General features: G+C 42.6%; 25 protein-coding genes and 1 pseudogene. 25 read left to right on the forward strand and 1 reads right to left on the reverse strand.

Annotated features, from left to right (window positions below):
• The first annotated feature begins 138 nt into the window (after window positions 1-138).
• The 13 genes from MKY23_RS07445 (at window position 139) to MKY23_RS07505 (ending at window position 7,934) form a co-directional block, all read left to right on the forward strand.
• A complete protein-coding gene (locus MKY23_RS07445) occupies window positions 139-714 on the forward strand; it encodes a dihydrofolate reductase family protein (protein WP_339836802.1) in 576 nt (191 codons plus the stop codon).
• A gap of 148 nt (window positions 715-862) precedes the next feature.
• The gene (locus MKY23_RS07450) at window positions 863-1,618 is read left to right on the forward strand and encodes a hypothetical protein (protein WP_339836805.1); all 756 of its coding nucleotides are present in this window, start codon (window positions 863-865) and stop codon (window positions 1,616-1,618) included.
• 35 nt (window positions 1,619-1,653) lie between these two features.
• Entirely contained in the window at window positions 1,654-2,241 is a 588-nt protein-coding gene (locus MKY23_RS07455) for a GNAT family protein (protein ID WP_339836808.1), read from the forward strand.
• A gap of 63 nt (window positions 2,242-2,304) precedes the next feature.
• Window positions 2,305-2,502: a hypothetical protein gene (locus tag MKY23_RS07460; RefSeq protein ID WP_154958414.1), complete on the forward strand. Its 198-nt coding sequence runs from the start codon at window positions 2,305-2,307 to the stop codon at window positions 2,500-2,502.
• 24 nt (window positions 2,503-2,526) lie between these two features.
• Window positions 2,527-3,054 carry a hypothetical protein gene (locus MKY23_RS07465; protein WP_339836814.1) on the forward strand — a complete coding sequence of 176 codons (528 nt, stop codon included), beginning with the start codon at window positions 2,527-2,529 and terminating at the stop codon, window positions 3,052-3,054.
• Window positions 3,055-3,233: 179 nt separating this feature from the next.
• Complete coding sequence (locus tag MKY23_RS07470; protein WP_339836817.1) at window positions 3,234-3,545, forward strand: hypothetical protein; 312 nt, start codon at window positions 3,234-3,236, stop codon at window positions 3,543-3,545.
• 64 nt (window positions 3,546-3,609) lie between these two features.
• Entirely contained in the window at window positions 3,610-4,047 is a 438-nt protein-coding gene (locus tag MKY23_RS07475; RefSeq protein WP_221787115.1) for a GNAT family N-acetyltransferase, read from the forward strand.
• A gap of 75 nt (window positions 4,048-4,122) precedes the next feature.
• A complete protein-coding gene (locus MKY23_RS07480) occupies window positions 4,123-4,920 on the forward strand; it encodes a hypothetical protein (RefSeq protein WP_154958410.1) in 798 nt (265 codons plus the stop codon).
• Between the two features lie 33 nt (window positions 4,921-4,953).
• The gene (locus MKY23_RS07485) at window positions 4,954-5,214 is read left to right on the forward strand and encodes a hypothetical protein (RefSeq protein ID WP_339836821.1); all 261 of its coding nucleotides are present in this window, start codon (window positions 4,954-4,956) and stop codon (window positions 5,212-5,214) included.
• 376 nt (window positions 5,215-5,590) lie between these two features.
• Window positions 5,591-6,034, forward strand: a complete 444-nt coding sequence (locus MKY23_RS07490; RefSeq protein ID WP_339836824.1) for a GNAT family N-acetyltransferase — start codon at window positions 5,591-5,593, stop codon at window positions 6,032-6,034.
• Between the two features lie 79 nt (window positions 6,035-6,113).
• The gene (locus MKY23_RS07495) at window positions 6,114-6,770 is read left to right on the forward strand and encodes a hypothetical protein (protein ID WP_339836827.1); all 657 of its coding nucleotides are present in this window, start codon (window positions 6,114-6,116) and stop codon (window positions 6,768-6,770) included.
• A gap of 34 nt (window positions 6,771-6,804) precedes the next feature.
• On the forward strand, window positions 6,805-7,368 hold the full coding sequence (locus tag MKY23_RS07500; RefSeq protein WP_339836830.1) for a hypothetical protein: 564 nt from the start codon (window positions 6,805-6,807) through the stop codon (window positions 7,366-7,368).
• 86 nt (window positions 7,369-7,454) lie between these two features.
• Complete coding sequence (locus MKY23_RS07505; RefSeq protein WP_339836833.1) at window positions 7,455-7,934, forward strand: hypothetical protein; 480 nt, start codon at window positions 7,455-7,457, stop codon at window positions 7,932-7,934.
• Between the two features lie 125 nt (window positions 7,935-8,059).
• Here the strand turns inward: MKY23_RS07505 and MKY23_RS07510 are convergent, their stop codons facing one another.
• Complete coding sequence (locus MKY23_RS07510; RefSeq protein WP_339836836.1) at window positions 8,060-8,596, reverse strand: hypothetical protein; 537 nt, start codon at window positions 8,594-8,596, stop codon at window positions 8,060-8,062.
• A 209-nt stretch (window positions 8,597-8,805) separates the two neighbouring features.
• On the opposite strand from MKY23_RS07510, the gene MKY23_RS07515 reads away from it, so the two are divergent.
• From MKY23_RS07515 to MKY23_RS07570, 12 genes and pseudogenes are all read left to right on the forward strand, one after another.
• A complete protein-coding gene (locus tag MKY23_RS07515) occupies window positions 8,806-9,372 on the forward strand; it encodes a histidine phosphatase family protein (RefSeq protein WP_339836839.1) in 567 nt (188 codons plus the stop codon).
• A gap of 119 nt (window positions 9,373-9,491) precedes the next feature.
• The gene (locus tag MKY23_RS07520; protein ID WP_339836843.1) at window positions 9,492-10,217 is read left to right on the forward strand and encodes a hypothetical protein; all 726 of its coding nucleotides are present in this window, start codon (window positions 9,492-9,494) and stop codon (window positions 10,215-10,217) included.
• Window positions 10,218-10,250: 33 nt separating this feature from the next.
• Window positions 10,251-10,784, forward strand: coding sequence for a hypothetical protein (locus MKY23_RS07525; RefSeq protein WP_339836846.1), 534 nt, complete (start codon window positions 10,251-10,253; stop codon window positions 10,782-10,784).
• Entirely contained in the window at window positions 10,781-11,467 is a 687-nt protein-coding gene (locus MKY23_RS07530; RefSeq protein ID WP_339836849.1) for a hypothetical protein, read from the forward strand. The genes MKY23_RS07525 and MKY23_RS07530 overlap by 4 nt, the downstream gene beginning before the upstream one ends.
• Window positions 11,468-11,500: 33 nt before the next feature.
• Window positions 11,501-12,082 (forward strand): annotated as a pseudogene (locus tag MKY23_RS07535) (chemotaxis protein).
• Between the two features lie 345 nt (window positions 12,083-12,427).
• Window positions 12,428-12,901 (forward strand): IS200/IS605 family transposase, encoded by a 474-nt coding sequence (tnpA, locus tag MKY23_RS07540; protein WP_138227108.1) that lies wholly within the window; start codon window positions 12,428-12,430, stop codon window positions 12,899-12,901.
• A 410-nt stretch (window positions 12,902-13,311) separates the two neighbouring features.
• Window positions 13,312-14,139, forward strand: coding sequence for a transporter substrate-binding domain-containing protein (locus tag MKY23_RS07545; protein ID WP_339836852.1), 828 nt, complete (start codon window positions 13,312-13,314; stop codon window positions 14,137-14,139).
• 27 nt (window positions 14,140-14,166) lie between these two features.
• Complete coding sequence (locus MKY23_RS07550) at window positions 14,167-14,862, forward strand: amino acid ABC transporter permease (protein ID WP_339836856.1); 696 nt, start codon at window positions 14,167-14,169, stop codon at window positions 14,860-14,862.
• Window positions 14,859-15,569 (forward strand): amino acid ABC transporter permease, encoded by a 711-nt coding sequence (locus tag MKY23_RS07555; RefSeq protein ID WP_339836859.1) that lies wholly within the window; start codon window positions 14,859-14,861, stop codon window positions 15,567-15,569. Before MKY23_RS07550 ends, MKY23_RS07555 begins: the two co-directional genes overlap by 4 nt.
• On the forward strand, window positions 15,566-16,318 hold the full coding sequence (locus MKY23_RS07560; RefSeq protein WP_221787084.1) for an amino acid ABC transporter ATP-binding protein: 753 nt from the start codon (window positions 15,566-15,568) through the stop codon (window positions 16,316-16,318). The genes MKY23_RS07555 and MKY23_RS07560 overlap by 4 nt, the downstream gene beginning before the upstream one ends.
• A 48-nt stretch (window positions 16,319-16,366) precedes the next feature.
• A complete protein-coding gene (locus MKY23_RS07565) occupies window positions 16,367-17,377 on the forward strand; it encodes an LLM class flavin-dependent oxidoreductase (RefSeq protein ID WP_221787082.1) in 1,011 nt (336 codons plus the stop codon).
• Between the two features lie 61 nt (window positions 17,378-17,438).
• Complete coding sequence (locus tag MKY23_RS07570; protein ID WP_221787080.1) at window positions 17,439-17,933, forward strand: DinB family protein; 495 nt, start codon at window positions 17,439-17,441, stop codon at window positions 17,931-17,933.
• Window positions 17,934-17,954: the final 21 nt, after the last annotated feature.

Below are 17,954 nucleotides of genomic sequence, written 5' to 3' on the forward strand. Positions count from 1 at the left end.
GAACGTTATATACATCTTTTTGGAATAGTAGTATATTTCATTTGTGGTTAGCAAACCATATGAGAAAACAAGATGAATCATGTCAGAGTTCAGTTCAGATTTAGCGGAGATATCCCTCATAAACAAGGAGAAGTGAAGATGAGAAAACTCGTTTTATTTCTGCATTCGTCGCTTGACGGTTATGTAGAAGGACCAAATGGTGAGATGGATATTGGCTGGGTTTCTTATGATGCCGATTTGGAGAAACACGCAAAAGAGGTTCTGAGCACTGTTGACACGGTCATTTGGGGACGTGGGACGTATCAGATGATGCACGGTTACTGGCCATCTGTACGTTCGGACGTATCGGCTTCTCAGCATGAACGGGATCATGCCGAGTGGATTGAGAAGACCGTCAAAATTGTTTTTTCAACAACGCTGAGCGACGTCGAGTGGAACAATTCCAGATTGGTAAAAGAAAATATTGAAGAAGAGATCAAAAATCTCAAACAACAACCAGGCGAGGATATGGTCATACTCGGTAGTCCAAGGTTCGCACACTACCTTATGCAGCTTGGCTTAATAGATGAATATAAAATTACAGTGTCTCCCGTTTTAATCGGAAGTGGATTACCGTTATTCCAAGGTCTCAACCAGAAGATCAATCTTCAACTTATTGAAAATAAAACCTTTGATTCCGGTGCTCTAGGTCTCTTTTATCGGGCGATTAAATGAATGGGTTTTCTTTAAAATAAAATAAAGGGAAAGAATCCCATTACACAAGACCCAGTCTAAGATAAAATGATCTAAGGCTGGGTCATTTCGTATTAGAATTATTCACAAGAACGTAATTACATAGAATCACGAAGAGGATGGAGATCATATGAAGCTATTTAAAAGCAAATTCAAGATTGCTGGATTGATCATGTTATTGTTCCTATTTTCAACTATAGCGGTTTCTCTAAAAGTCTACGCAAAACCTGTGAATGCTGTGTTAGTGGATTATTCAGCCATGGAACAAATCGAAAAAAATGTATTCATAGAAGCTGACGCCGGGAGCGACGTGAAAACTCAACTGCTTGAGTTTGTCAGGTCATCAGAAGATAAAGTGATTAATATATTCGGCAGTAGAGTTGCTTCTCCCTATGTAATAGTTGCATTAAGTCAGAGTGCATTAAATAAATATGCGGAAAATATAACGGGTCAAACGTACTATTATCCATGGAAGAATTATATAGTTATAGGACCGAAGGGATTAAATGAAAATGTAATATCACATGAGTTCACGCATGCAGAGTTGAGAGAAAGATTAGATAATAAAGACAAAGTTCCTGCTTGGTTTGATGAAGGTCTGGCAACCATGATAGACGGTCGATATGCCAACAACGAAAACGTATGGAAAGAACATACGAATAATGGCGAGAAGCCTATTGATTATCAAACACTGGGCTCACATGAAGCGTTTAATAATTATGGAACCCGAGAGGCTTGGATTAACTATAACTTGGCATGTTACGAAGTTACCCGTTGGTTCAAAGTGGTGGGAAAGGATGGACTTCTCCAGTTAATTGATGGATTGAATAACGGTAAAGAATTTGATAACCAATATCAATTAATCGAAAGCGAAATGATTGATTAGCATTAAAGTCAAACAATAAACCGGAGGTGTGGAAAATGAAGATTGAAGATGTTTACAACGATTTACCTGTGCTTGAGACTTCGAGAACGATACTTAGAAAAATTGAAAAGAATGATGTGCAGGATATCTATTCTTACTGTAGTGACCCGGAAGTATCCAAATATACAACATGGCATCCACATATGAAAATAGAGGATACCGAGAATTTTGTTGATTTCATCATAGATAAATATAATAAAAGCCAGATCAGTCCATGGGGGATACAAGATAAAACAATAGGCAAGATCATCGGAACTTGCGACTATGTAGGCTGGGATATCCATCACCACAAAGCTGAGATTGGATACGCATTGTCAAGAGATTATTGGGGACAAGGTTATATGACGGAGTGTGTGAAGAAAATAATCCAATTTGGTTTTGAACATATGGACTTGGTTCGAATTGAAGCTAGATGTATATCAGCGAACACGGGTTCTTCAAGAGTCATGGAGAAAGCAGGCATGGAGTTTGAAGGGATATATAGAAAGCATATATTCATTAAAGGGAAATTCGAAGACCTCAAAATGTATTCGATCATAAACGAGAATTCAGCGAAAAGAGTGGAAGATAACTTTGCCATCTGACAGAAAAAGAAGGCTTCAGACATTGTTGAAAAGAAACAAACTGAAAAATAAGGAAATCGATATATGAACCAAGAAGAATATTATTATATATTATGGAGTCATGGATCAGATCCTGTAATCAAAGCAAGGTTGAATCAGATCGTTAAAAACCTGGAGGATGTTACTGCTGTTTCTCCAGATATATGGGTCTATCGAGAAGAGAGGCAGGTTATTGAAATCTTCCATGATGGAATCGTAAGAGTGATGCAAAAGAAAGAATGAGGGTGGTAAAAATGAGGATTAAGGATGTTGGGAGGGGAAATATTGCGAGTAAGTACATTTCTTGAAGAAAAAGATTTTAGCTTTAAAGATGTGGAATACTTGTCTCCAGAAATCAAAGCAGTGGTGGTCAATCATCATATTAATGTCACACAAGGAGAAAGTGAAAATATTGCACATATACATGTTCAATATAATGAAAACTTGTCCTTTCAATGTAAAGTGATTGATTTATACCAGGAGCATTCACCAAAGATCGCATGGATCAAAAATAGTTATGTAACAGATACATCGAATGATGATTTTGATTATGAGGATGTATTGCCTCCTTTTGGTGTTGTAGAGTTATATGATTTGGATATGAAATGTAATTCAGATTGTACGAAAGTCATGATCCAAGCTTTGTATCAATTAATGTTTAACTTCTTGCTGGAATATTTCAATGTGATTGTTTTTCATTCAAGGGAAGCTACGAATGTTATAGATCTTGAGAACATAAGATTTAAGCGTTTCATGATCAACGACGAATTATATTATAGGTCGATTTCTTACTAAGTATAAAGAAAAGTTATTGTTGAAGAATGAACAAGTGCTGTTTTCGATCCAACTTTTCTCTCTGGCATTAATATAGGTGGAATAGAGCAGTATGAATTTTGGCGGATTCACAACGAAGAGGAAAAACAAGAGGTATATATCGAGCTTTAATTAATCTAATACATTGGAAGTGGTCTTCAGTGAAGAAAGTAGCGGTTGTTAGCTTGTATTTTTTGAGCGAGGCAGAAGGTGGACAGAAGGCAGCAATTACGGAGGACTTTTCGGCACCTATCGTTTTTGATGTGGATCCAGATTTGCAATTCGGGCTCTGGAGTGCTGTCGTGAAGTTACATAGTCAACCGGATGAACATAGGGAAGCCAGGGCTGATCTGTATTATCTATTCCACAATTCAGAAGAAGTGCCGAATCATCTGTTGGAACCCGGGAACAGTTTCTCACTAAAAACGAATAAGACTATTGCCAGAGGAACGATAGAATGGTTGAAGGAATGATAAGAACATCAATCCTCGTAGGTTCAATAATATAAGGTATCATTTCAGAGATCGGAGGTTAACCATGGACGTTGTGATTCGAGAAATCCGAGAGACGGACTATTCTGATGTAGTCATGTTATGGAACAATGACTTAGGCAGTCCGACTGTTACTTCTGATAATATATCTGCACGGATCGAAAGACTGAATTCAGATGAAAACTACAAAATAATAGTCGCCGTATCAGATAACAAGGTAGTTGGTTGTATTTCAATGGTGCAAATCATGGCATTGGAATATGAGATAGGATACTTACAAATTAATGGTCTGGTTGTTCAAAAAAATGCCCAACAAAAAGGAATAGGCACTAAATTAATTGACCATGCCGAGGATTTTGCTTCAAAGAACGGACTTTCTTACATGATATTAAATTGTGGATTTCAACGTACAAAAGCACATGAATTCTATGAATCTAAAGGATTTGATAGATTATCCTATTGTTTCACTAAAGCGGTAAGGTGAATCAGTCCAATGGATGAGTATTAGACAAAGCGAAACATAACAGACAACGTAAATATACAAAGGAGTTATGCATAAATGGTAAATCATATGACCACATTGGGATTTCGTGTACATTCTCCAGAAGATTTTGAAAATATCGCCGAGTATGCACTCTCAACAGGAACCAGAATTAAAGCTAAACATGGGCAATATGCTTTTGCTCTGGCAGGAGAAGGGATTGAGATATGGCTTCAAATAGATAAAAAAAATCAGGTTATCGGATTGAATCCACATTTTTCAGGTTTATCTCGTATGAATATCGGACTTACTGCAGAATTAAAGCCAGACGAAAACAATAAACTAGATGGCAGTTTTCATGCTTGGGCTGAACCCGATGATTCGATGGAATCTGGGAGCTATCCATTCGTTTTTGATGTACCTAACCGAGGCGTCTACGGGCAAATTCTGACTCCTCAGAGTATACATGTACAATTATCTGCATTCGCACATGAAGTGACGATCTATAAAGATGAAGAAGAGTTTAACCTGTCCCAAGATAGTGAATTGAAATTTGCAGTGGAATCTTTTATCCCATCCGGACTATTTGATAGTGAAGGTACGCCAAGTGCAACAGCCATTTTTACTGGGCGAATCGTAGAAACGGCAGAGATTGCTAATGAGCAGTCGAAGCTACGTTTCACCTGGGCATTAGTCAGAACATTAGGTGGGGAGATTGATGTTGTCATTGATCAAGAACTCGTTAACAAGGAAATGATAGTCGGTGGCATTATTTCTGGTTCATTCTGGCTTAGCGCAAAGTTCCAGGATGAACCTGTCATTAAGAAAAAAAGCAACGTGATTGAGAGAATATTTAGAAAAAATAATGAGAAATAATATGAAATTATAAAATTTAATATGGAGGTCTATTTGAAGACTGAAGAAATACTCACAAGGATTATCAACGCATGGGACCCACTTGCACTTCTGGCTGGTGGGGCACCAAGTAATGAATATGATATTGAGATAAAAGTGATATGCAAACAAGTAAACGCAGCAACGAACGAAACTCAAATAGCTCAAATCATTTATACAACATTTAGAGAAAAGACGGGCATTGAATTAAATCTATTGAGTTGCTTGAAGTGTGCATTTAAAGTTGTTCAGGAGATAAAGGGTAATCAACAATGAAAATAGAATAAAAAACTGAACCATGGATGTCATCTTTTAAAATAGTCACATCTATGCTGACATCTCATCCATACAACTGTGATGTTAAACATGAACCCCGCGATTCATTGTCGCGGGGCTTCTTCATAAGGTGCTACCAACTAGAGCAGCAAGTCGCCCCTATGCGGCTTACCTATCCATAGACGCGCCACGCTTCACCTTTGACAAAAAATCCTGACGCAAGCGAAACTGGACTTTCTGAATTGACAAGATAGAGAAGAAATGTCATGTTTTATTATGAACGATGATTAAATGTTGAGTGAACCGGGGCAGCAACGTCACGAAGAGATATTTGAATAAATAATAGATAATTGGGTGTAAAAGAAGGTGGGATGGTGTGACTCAAGCTCGTTTGATTCGTGAAGATGAATTAGAGGATTTGTTATTGCTGTATACGTTTCTTCAACCGAATGATCCTGAACTAAACAGAGATCAAGGTTTGGCAGATCATTGGGCTGAAATGCTGCAGGACAAGAATATGCACATTGTTGTTGTGGAACATGAAAGTGTACTTGTTGCTTCTTGTATTGTAGTTATTATTAAAAATCTGACTAGAAATGCTAGACCCTATGGATTGATCGAAAATGTAATAACGCATAAGGATTACAGGAGGCGGGGGTTTGGTCAACTGGCACTTGAAAAGGCCAAGGATATCGCCGAGCAAAAGCACTGTTATAAGTTGATGTTAATGACGGGTTCTCAGCGAGAAGAAGTGCATCGTTTTTATGCGAGAGCAGGGTTTAAAAAGGGTAGGAAGACAGGATTTGTATTACATATGTGATACAGCATGGGTGGGTTTAATTGATTAGGCCTGATAAATCGGATGGATCAAACATAGCTACGTTGGAGGGTGATCATGGTTGGATATTAATAATCAAAATGGTGATTTTCTTGGTAGAATTCAGATGGAAGCGCAGGAAAGTGATTACGTCGTAGATCAAATTATACGTACTCTGAAACCCGGGGATGGAAAGGCCATTTACATTGCAAATGCTGGAGAGCACCAATTCACCCAGCAGACGAATTATGCTGCCGTTGAATGGGGGCACGGACTGGAGCAGTTGAAGGAAACGCTGACGGAGTGGCAGCCGCAGTTTCCGGCCCATGCGGGGGTTGAGAGCGTTCAGGTCTATTATGGATTCGATAATCTGACACCGGATGAGATTGAAGCTATGGCTGAAGAGAGCAGAACCACAGGACAGCAGGTCGTGATCCGCGATTTGCATCCAAACAACAAACTTGTAGGTATCCGAATCCAGTATCAAGGAGAAGGGGCACTGACCCTTCACATTTTTGGCACAACCAAAAGCCGAATTTACCTGTCCGAGGATGAATTGTCTCAGGTGAAACCGCTACGCGTTCGGGGCGCAGAAGCATTTTATTTTTCGAATCACGGAATGGACCGGTTGATCTGGATTGAGGTTGGAAGCAGCGGAAAGGCGCTGCAGTATGAACTGATCGGGCAGCAACAGTCCGCAGCAACTTTAATTCAAATGGCTGAAGGGATGAGCATATAGTCTTAGTTAAGCATCGAAAAGGAAAGGAACAGATATGAATAACAGAAGATGGGTATTACTTTCAACGGTTATCCTGATTATAGCAGCAATATTTATTTATCAATATTACAAGTCAGACTCCCCAAGCGAGGCAATAACAGAGAAGGTTTTGAACCAAGATGGGTATACCGTCACGCTGAGATCAGAACATATTCCTGTTGAAATTTTTGTGAAACCCGAATGGATTAATTTTAATGTCGATGAACCCATGAAAAAAGATATCCAAGCAGCCGAGATCCACAACTCGACTCTGCTACTGGATGTGGTAAACAGAGGTAACGATATTTATTTTTCGTTTAGAACGATCTTTAATATGAACAATCCTTCGGGAGCATTTATATATAATGGATACTTTACTGAAGAGGGAATTCAAACTTATACGGATACAAATGTGAAATTGTACGATACAAATGGTGAAGAAATCGCAGTAAGTCAAACAGGACTTGGTCCAGGTGCAGCATTTTCCTTTGGAATTGAGGAGGAACAACAGAAGCTTATCAAGGAAGGGTTTTATGTGAAGTATAATGATTTTAATGTTTACAATTATATGGAAAAATAGCAACTCATCATGACTGAGTTCAGCGATCAGATGTGCCTTGTCATGAGGTGGATGGAGGATGTAAGTAGCTATATATGGAGGGTATCATGGATATTGTAACCAAGCAGTTGAAGCTGGAAGAGCTTAGTGATTTGAAATATGAAGTCCATATTGGAGATTCCGAGGCAGTGAAATATTGCAAGATCATGATTCTAAAGTTCGTGGGTGAATATGGATATGGTTCTGGTGGGAATTCAGATGCCATCTATATGTGTGCAATAGGCAAAGCAGTGTTGGAAGCCTGGGAACCAGCGGGGTTGATCCTTGATTTCAGTGAACTAACCTATGAATGGGGAGATCAGTTAGAAGATGTGTTCTATATTGGTGAGGATCAGTATCGTAACCTCCCTTTTCCTGTAGCACTTATTGTAGGCGAGCACTCGGAAGAAGCGATCAGAACGTTAATATTAGGGGTATACAGTGATCAGACCACCGAGGACATTGACTGGGTGCACCGTGATCTGAACAGCGCCTGGACATGTATTGAGGAGAAATTGACGGAGTATGATCGGAATAAACGATTGTGAAATCTGCTGCGATAACCAAGGTATAAATAAATCCAAATGAAAAAGCCCCAACGTTGGGGCTAACTCCAATTCGATGTTAATTCATCGATAAAGGCCCATTGGAGGGATAAGATAGAGTCACATGGTTAGTAATCCTGATTCAGGTTGTACTTTTTCATAACGAAGTCACGGAACGTCGAATACTCAGATAATTGTTGTGATGAGGAGGACTCAGGTAAGCTATATTGGCTTATGCCTTCCAAGCTGAATTTTCCCAAGTTATCATTAATCAAACCGTAATCACCATAGGAATTTCTCAGCAAAAAAATCACACTTGTCTCACCCTGCTGTAGTTCTACATAATCATTCGCTGTATACTTAATATCTCCATCCAAGCTAACAGGTTCAATGATGGTTAATTCATTCTGATCTGAAGGGAAATCCTCAGGTTTCTTTACTATTTGCTCAATCTTGATGTTGGTATTAGTGTGGAAGGATTGCATGGTTCCATCATCAAATGCAGTTATGACATGCTCACGATCCGCAAACCCGTCTGTTGCATATCCAATCACGATTAATTCAGCAAACGCATCGAGCTTTTCCACTTCACTGAAGGTGATGGAGTTGGCCGGTAGATGGACTACGGTATAAACGTTTTGCTCCGGTTTGGATTGAACATTCATATATGTGATGATTGATACAGTGACGACGACTATGCATACAACGCATATCAGAACAGATTTTTTTTGAAATGAAAACATTAGCTTATCCTCTCTTAGATATTCTTTTCTCCACTTCTACTATTACATAAATGAGAATTATTGCAAATTATTTATAGGAGTAAAAACTGATAGATGAATGGATTTAGGAGATGAAACCAAAGGAGGAGCGTATGAAAACGATCATCTATATGGTTAGGCATGCCGAGTCCCCTTACAATGAAGGAACGGAAAGAACAAGAGGACTCACCTTGAAGGGCAGGGAGAATGCGGCCAAAGTAACCGAGATATTAAAGGAAGAAGGAATACATACCATCATTTCAAGCCCGTATGCCAGGGCTGTTCTAACTTTGGAGGGGCTGGCAACAGCTTTAGGGGTAGATATCCAGCTCATGGAGGATCTCCGAGAAAGGCATTTTTCAGATGAGGCTGTTGAGGATGAGGATTTTAGCGCGATTACGGAAAGAATGTTTGCTGACCCTGAGTATGCATTGCCCGGAGGCGAGTCTAACAAGGTGTGCCAGCATAGAGCTGTGAGCGGTTTGAAACAGATTTTAAAAGAGTATTCTGGGAAAAAAGTAGCGATCGGCACACACGGACATGTCATGACGTTAATGATAAATGCCTTTGATCCAACGTACGGAGTGGACTTTATCAATCAGATGAAGAAACCGGATATCTATCAATTGCAATTTGACGGGATGAGATTAGAGAATGTCACTAGACTGTGGGAAGAATAGGAGATGATTCCGATGGCAGGCGGCTAGATTGGCTGGTTCGCACATTAAGGAGGATGAAGATATTACGGAAGAATGAAGAGAGTGGTAGGGCTGCTTAAAAATGAGGGGAGAGAATATGGATGGATCAGCAGGATTATGGTCGTTATTTATTAGCCATGGGCGGGGAAGAGTTCGAACCAGCAGTGGATGAGCAGGTTGACGCAGACCATCTTTACGGCTTCTTTCAATGGTTTATGCCATCGGGAGAGGGTATTGACCGAGTGTTTGAGCCGATTCCAGGCGGTGAGCGTTTTCTGGACCGAATACGTCCAATCTATGAGATGTTGAATCCTGGCGACTTCACCGGTGAATATGTGCCAGGGTATTTCAATGGTGGACATGAGGTTGCTCCCGAAGAAACGTTGCGAAAACTGGGTCAGGAGCTAATTGCAGGCTTAAAAACTCTGTTCTCCATTGTGCCAGAAGATGACGAATCAGCGGATATCGCTCAGGAAGCATTACAAGATCTGGCCTGTGTGAAGGAAGTGGTTGTGTTACCGCAGGGTGAACTTGGCAAGTTAGAGCAAAGAGCCATCCAAGGCACGGACGAAGAAGATAGCGAGGCAGTTTATGAAGCTCTCGGAGATCTCCTTAGTTCTCGCAGTGACTACGATGAAGCGATTGAAATCCTAAGCGAAGCCTATTATTCTATTGCTTGTGATTATTGGGTAGCGTATTACTTGCAATGGCCCCGTTATGAAGGTTTGCAGGAAGTAGAAAACTGCCTGTATCCATACTTTGAGCTGTACCGTTATGGGTATAATCTTCATTGGACTAAGACGACATTATTCATTGGCAAGCGTTGATCCTACTAGAGCGTATAGAAGGAGTATATATTTATGAAGATTGAACCTACCAAAGAGTTTGCTTGTAAGCTGGGGATCATGCTTGAGAGTAAATTAATCTGGTACAAACACTTTCAACTCTTTTGTGATGACATTATTCTGGAATATGAGAAGCCACCATACTGGATCATTGAATTAGCAACAGTGAAATATCAAGGTGACGCGATTGGAATCGTTAACAGATATATTCACTCCGAACCTTTCGTCGATGAATATCTTAACTCATTATACGATCATTACATCGCTTGTTTGTATATGAAGTACGATCGAAGAGAAATATCCTGGGCCAGCTTTCTGCTCGCTTCCGGACAGTATGCTGATCTTTACCAGGCAGTGAAAGTGGAGTGCGAATATTTCTATGAATTATTAAATAAATACGAGGCTGAAGATTTCGATGTGGAGCTTGAGCACAAACAAAGTGAAGAGATTCGGGATACGTTTCGGAACGAGATCATGGAAATGCAGGAGATCTATGATGTGTTCAGGGTGTATTTTAAACAATATATTAGGAAGGAAAGAGAATCATGAAGCTTTTTCATGGAAAAGAAACCATCGTTCAACAGGCGATGCCTGCGATGCCATCTATATGTACACCTCTGGGCACCGTGGAATTCTTACTTTCGGTCTCCAACCAATCCTATCTTGCAACAGATTGCGTCAAGCTCAACAGTGGTGGGTGGTTGTATAAGTATGACTACGATTCATGGGACTGCGAACTCGCAATTTGTAGAGTGGATGTAGAACTTGCTTGCGATCAGGCAGTAGATGAATGCTGGGGAGCTGTATTCAGAATCAAACCAAAGAATGATCACCAGATTGATGAGTGCAGCTTCACGGCTTCGTGGAAAGAGGGATATAACTGGACAAGCTGTGGATCGGATACTGGAGAAGGACTCGAAGCGATTGAATATAAAAATGAAACGTATCAGTTACATATCGGTACACAAGACGGAACGCTATTAATGATGAGGAGAAACCAAGGGGATCGGATTCCGAAATCCTATGGTGAAGGTATTGATGTTGAAGCACAAGGGTACATCCGTAGTTCTGGAAAAGGGATTAGTGTGCCCATGTCACAGATGGAATCGGATGATATATGTGAAATTCATGTTGTAATCGCATGGAAGAAGTATGTAGAAGAAGATGTGTCTACCTGGCTCGCTGTGGATCAATTTTCAAAGGATATCTTAAAGGGAGAAGGGCTCAGCTAGGCAACACCAATTTAATAGATAAGGGTGAACCATATGGAACGAGGACTCATTATCTTTTTAAACGGAACGTCAAGTTCAGGCAAGACAAGCATTGCGCTGGAAATGAAAAAGCAGGGGGAAATGCCGCTGCATCATCTGTCCGTAGATCAATTTTTTTAAAATTACGATCAGTTCATCGATACGACATATCCGGATATGAAGCCAACAAGAGAAGTGGAGCCGGGTGTGATGTCAGATATCCTATTTGGACCGATTGGCTCATTGTACTACTCAACCATTAAACTGTTTTCGGAGCTCGGCCTGAATGTAATTGTGGATACGGTCATTAGCGATGACAAGTTTTTCAATGATTTTTATGAGTTGCTTGCCGATTATCCAATATTGTTTGTTGGTGTTCATTGCTCCAAGGAAGAACTTACCAGAAGAGAGCAAAGCAGGGGGGATCGCGAGATCGGGCTTGCTCATTCCCAGTTCGATTACATATACGCCTACGATGAGTATGATCTGGAATTGAATACAGAAGAACTCAGTTCAGCTGCATGTGCGGAAAAAATACTAAGTTATATGAACTCCGGGCAAGAGTACTCGGCATTTAAGAAGTTAAGTCGAAGATAACTATATAAGTTGAAGAAAAGGGAATCAAAAAAATCCGGGGATAACAGCGATGGGAAGGTTATTCTGTCGTCGGAGTGCTCCGTGTAAGCATCTTTAGTCCAACTTATATAGAAGATAAGTGAAGGAGAAGGGGCGGCTAGTTATAGTTTCATAAGGATGTTAGACATGTTGAACCTAACGATTCTTCGTTAGGTTTTTTGCTTATGGCTTTAGCCAGTTGAGTGCGTGAAACGCGCGAAACAAAAAACCACCCGCTATGCGGGTGGAGGGATTAAGGGTTTGACCACCATGACCATTCCAATACAATTGAGATGTTCAGGCTCAAAAAGAAAGGAATGGTCATTCATGGCAACCAAGAGCTACAGCCTAGCTCACACAAAGTGGATGTGTAAGTACCACATTGTGTTCACCCCGAAGTATAGACGGAAAGAAATTTATAATCAAGTAAGAAGAGATTTAATCGAAATCTTCAAACGTTTGTGCAAGTACAAAGGAGTCGAAATCATAGAAGGCCACATGATGCCCGATCATGTCCATATGCTAGTAGCCATACCACCAAAAATTGCGGTCTCCACGTTTATGGGATATCTAAAGGGAAAAAGTTCGCTCATGATCTTCGAAAAACATGCCCAGCTTAAGTATAAATACGGAAATCGAAAATTCTGGGCCGAAGGGTACTATGTAAGCACAGTGGGTCTAAATGAAGCCACCGTAAGAAAGTATATTCGTGAGCAAGAAGCACATGACCAGGCAGTAGATAAGCTGAGTGTAAAAGAATACGAAGATCCATTCAGCAGTAATCGGAGCAAAAAGAAGTAAAACCAGTTTAACTGGTAAGTGAAAGAGACAAATAACCATGAGCCTGAACAGCCCTGCTGTCAGGCTAGCGTCTTTAGGCGCAGTTTGGCAACAGGGGGTTATACCCCAAGAGCAAACCACCCGTTGGACGGGTGGTCCTGATTGTTTCTCCGAGATCACCGTTAGATAACTATAATGAATCAGGTTTAATGTAGAAGTCGTCTATATTATTGCAAGTGGACACTCATGGTAATGTTAAGGCGAGTTGTAATCGCACCCATCGAATATTTTATTTATATATAGAATTGTTCTATAAGTAAACCCGTTGACGATGTTCCTGTTGGAATGCTATTTTTAGATCAATTAATTCCTAGTTAACATGTAAGAATTAGTGGTTTAAAATAATCGCACACATAACGGGGGAGAAAAACATGAAAAAATGGTCTGTTCTAACACTTACAACTGCAATCGTATTAGCGCTGACAGGATGCAGTACCGGGGGAGACACGAAAACAGCATCGGGAGCTGGCGGAGCAAAAGAACCAACCAAGATTATTGTGGGAACAGGCACCCAATTTCCGAATGTCGCTTTTATTGACGAAAATAACAAGCTGACGGGATATGATGTAGAACTCGTCAGAGAAATTGATAAACGGCTTGATGATTACGAGTTCGATCTGCAGACGATGGAGTTCACGAACTTGTTGCTCAGCCTCGAAACGAACAAGATTGACATGGTCGCGCATCAGATGGAGAAAAACCCGGAGCGCGAACAGAAATATTTATTCAATAAAGAAGCATATTCCCACTGGAAGAACAAAATCGCGGTTCTCAAAGATGACAACACCATTCATTCCATTGATGATTTGAAAGGCAAAAAAGTGTTAACGACAGCAACTAGCGCACAAGCCATCTTGCTGGAAAACTACAACAAGCAGAACAACAATGCACTAGATATTGTGTATTCAAGCGGTGTGGCCAACGATTCCATCGCACAGCTCAAGGCTGGACGGGTTGCAGCGTTTGTAGCAGCGGACTTTACGCTCCCACTCATTGATCCGAACGGCGATCTGAAACTGGTCGGTCCACCACTCAGTGAATCGGATACCCTGTTTATGTTCCGTAAGGATGATCCTGAAGAACAGAAACTTGCGGATCGCATCGATGAAGCACTCAAGGAAATCAAGGCAGATGGCACATTGAAGAAACTGAGTGAGCAGTGGCTTGGCTTTGACGCTACGCAATCGGAAACGAAATAACACGTAGAGGAAAGGCAGGTCGCAGCGATGGGTGCACCATTTGAATTCAGTTACGTCATCGACTACTTTGTAAAGCTTCTACCCACCATCAGTACTACGCTTCTCATCGTCGTTAGTGCAATGGTGCTTGGTCTAATCATCGGTTCCATCGCGGCGCTGCCGCAGATGTACCATATTCCGGTGCTGAAACAGCTTTCTAAGCTGTATGTGTCCTTTTTTCGCGGAACACCGATCTTGATTCAACTGTTTTTGTTCTATTACGGCGTGCCGGAAATTTTGGGTTTGTTCGGGATTAATGCGAACCGTGCACCTGCCATCTACTTTGTCATTATGACTTATTCCCTTAATAGTGGAGCGTTTATGGTGGAGATGATTCGGGCTTCCGTCGCCTCCGTGGATCGGGGGCAGGTAGAAGCTGCTTATGCCATAGGCATGTCTGGCCCGCAAGCGTTCTTCCGGATTGTATTGCCACAGGCGTATGTGACGGCACTGCCTATATTCGCCAACATGGTGATTGGCAGCTTGAAGGACACATCCCTTGCGTTCAGTGTGGGTGTCATGGAGATGACGGGCAAATCGTCTACGCTGGCAACGATCTCTCGTCATTTTATTGAAGCGTATATTTCGCTGGCGCTCATTTATTTTGTTTTGAGTTTTGTACTGGAGCGGGTGTTCGGTGTACTTGAGCGGAAAGTGCAGAAGAGGGGGGTTGCTCCGATATGAGCTTTGATGCTTCCTTTGTATGGACCGCGTTCGTGCAACTTCTCGGTGTCATCCCGACTACACTGGCGATCACGGTGGTCTCGGTGGTGCTTGGTTTTATCATCGGCACAGCGGTTGCCCTTCTCCGTCAGTTTAGGATTCCTTTACTGAGCCAGCTGGCGACTGCCTACGTTACGTTTATTCGCGGTACACCGATGATCACACATCTGCTTCTGATCTATTTCGGTCTGCCGATGATTATTGACAGCGTGTCTTCCTCACTCGGACTTGGGTTCAACTCGTCGTCCATTCCATTGATCGGTTTTGCTTACCTGGCATTCTCGATTACGGCTGGTGCTTATGCATCAGAGATTGTCAGATCCGGCTTGCTCGCGGTGGATCGTGGTCAGATTGAAGCGGCGTATTCACTGGGTATGACAGCGGCGAAGGCACTGCGCAGAATTGTGTTGCCGCAGGCTTTTGCAGCCAGTCTACCCAACATTTCTAACATGCTAATTGGTATGTTGCATGGATCTACACTGGCATTTGCGGTCTCGGTGGTGGAGATTAACGCCAAGGCGCAAATTGTCGCATCGACCAACTGGAAATTTTTCGAGGCGTATGTGGCGGCAGCCCTCATCTTCTGGGGTCTGACCGTCATGATTGAAAGACTGACCGCAGTGGCAGAGAAGCGGTTCAGATCGTACAACCGGGGAGGCGTGTCATGATTGAACTCAAGCAAATACACAAAAGCTTCGGAGACAATAAGGTGTTGTCAGGAATCGATCTGAAGGTGGCACGTGGAGAGGTCGTTGCGATTCTGGGGCCGAGTGGATCAGGCAAAACAACGCTTCTGCGCTGCATTAACTATTTGGAAAAACCAGACTCCGGGCATATCACACTCGGTGGTTTCAACTTGGATTACGGCAAACACGCCAAAAAGGATATCCATGCCTTACGCCAAAAATCAGCGATGGTCTTCCAGCAATATAATCTGTTCCGCCACAAAACAGCATTGCAAAATGTAATGGAAGGACTGGTGGCTGTCCGCAAAGTGGCTAAAGAGGAAGCACGGACGCGGAGTGTCGCTTTGCTTGAAAAGGTAGGTCTCGGAAACAAGCTCGATTCATACCCTAGCCAGCTTTCAGGTGGACAGCAACAACGTGTCGGGATCGCCAGGGCCCTGGCGATGAACCCAGAGGTTATTTTGTTCGACGAACCGACTTCGGCGCTGGACCCGGAACTTGTAGGTGAAGTGCTGGCGGTAATTCGGCAGATTGCAGAGGAAGGCATCACGATGATCATCGTGACTCACGAGATGGGTTTTGCACAGGAAGTGGCGAACCATGTTGTATTTATGGATGGCGGGGTCATTGTGGAAGAAGGAGAGCCGAAGCAGTTGTTCCGCTATCCGAAGGAAGAACGGACGAAGCAGTTTCTCAAACGCATTACACCGGATACTTCATATTCCATATAAGAACACGGGATCAGAAACATAAGAAGGAATATCCAAGGGGGAAGAGATATGTCATTTACATTAGGGATTTTGGATCAGAGCATTGTGTTTCCAGGCCAGTCGGCTACGGAGGCGTTGAAAAATACCGTAGAACTGGCGAAGCTTGGTGAATCACTTGGATATGACCGGTTTTGGGTAGCGGAGCACCACGACTCGGAAGGGGTTGCCGGATCATCGCCGGAAGTGCTCGTGTCGTATTTGCTTGCTCAGACCCAAAAGATTCGGATCGGCTCCGGTGGTGTCATGCTCCAGCATTATAGCCCATATAAGGTGGCTGAAAGTTTCAATGTGCTCGCGACACTAGCTCCGGGACGAGTTGAACTAGGGATTGGGCGAGCTCCAGGCGGCTTACCTCGTTCCACAATGGCGTTGCAAAAGGGAATCGCCGAGCCGGAAACGCTGGATGACAAACTGGTGGAACTGAGAAACTTCCTGAACGCTCCGGCGAGTGAAACTCATGCGCAGCCAGGACTCACAGCGCATCCGTTACCAGGTCAACCGGCACGTATTTATATGCTGGGCACGAGTGTTTCAAGTGCGGAACTGGCAGCCAAGCAGGGGCTACCTTATGCGTTTGCGCTGTTTATCAACAGTGATCCCGAAACGGCACGCATCGCACTGGATACGTACCGCACGCAGTTTAACACCGAACATGGCGGAGAGCCTGAAGCCATTCTGGCCTTGTCGGTCATAGCGGCAGATACGGAAGAAGAGGCAAATGCGCTGGCGGGACAGCACAAAACCGTGCGTGCAACGCTGGCGAGTGGCAAAACCGTGAATGTGCAGACGTTGGAGCAAGCAGCAGAATTCGCAAGACAGGCGGGAGAAACGTATACGGTGGTGGAGCGCGAAGCGGACATTACACGCGGTACCAAGGAAACGGTGCGGAAGCGACTGCTTGAGCTGTCGGAGGAATATGGCGTAAACAGCTTTGTGTTTACAACGATTATTCCCGATTTTGAACAACGAACACGTTCATTCCAATTGCTGAAAGAAGCATTTACGGGGGAACTGGTGTAAACATAGCAAATCCTATCATCCGTATTGTAGTTAAACTTATATAGATCGGAGAGCGGTAATCATGGGGAACACAACAGTGAAGACAGAATCCATTATATCGGCATATGTACACGCTTATGAAGAGATTGAACAGGAGATTGCAGGTTTGACCGAGCAGCAGTTGAGGTGGAAGTCTTCTCCTTCCTCCTGGAGTGTTACGGAAGTGCTGGGACATCTGGTGGATCACAGTATCGTCGTATCCTTCCGCATCCGTGAAATATTAGCGGGATCACCAGCGACGCTGCCTGGGTTTAACCAGGATGCATGGGTTGCCGGACAAAAGGCAAATGAGGAGCAGATTTCTCAGTTGCTTACGATTGCTAATGGTCTGGTGCAGTACAACTCAGGACTACTGGAGCGGCTGAGCGACGAAGAATGGGAGAAAACCGGCATTAACTTCAAAGGCGAGACGGTATCTCTAGCTGCAATCATTCCTGCTTTTGTCGCTCATGTGCAGAACCATCTCGACCAGATTGGCAGAATCAAACAAGAGTTGGTTGAAAAGCAGGCGAAGTAATAGGAAATGCAATGATGAGAG

The sequence above is a fragment of the Paenibacillus sp. FSL R7-0272 genome (assembly GCF_037969905.1).
GTDB lineage: Bacteria > Bacillota > Bacilli > Paenibacillales > Paenibacillaceae > Paenibacillus > Paenibacillus polysaccharolyticus.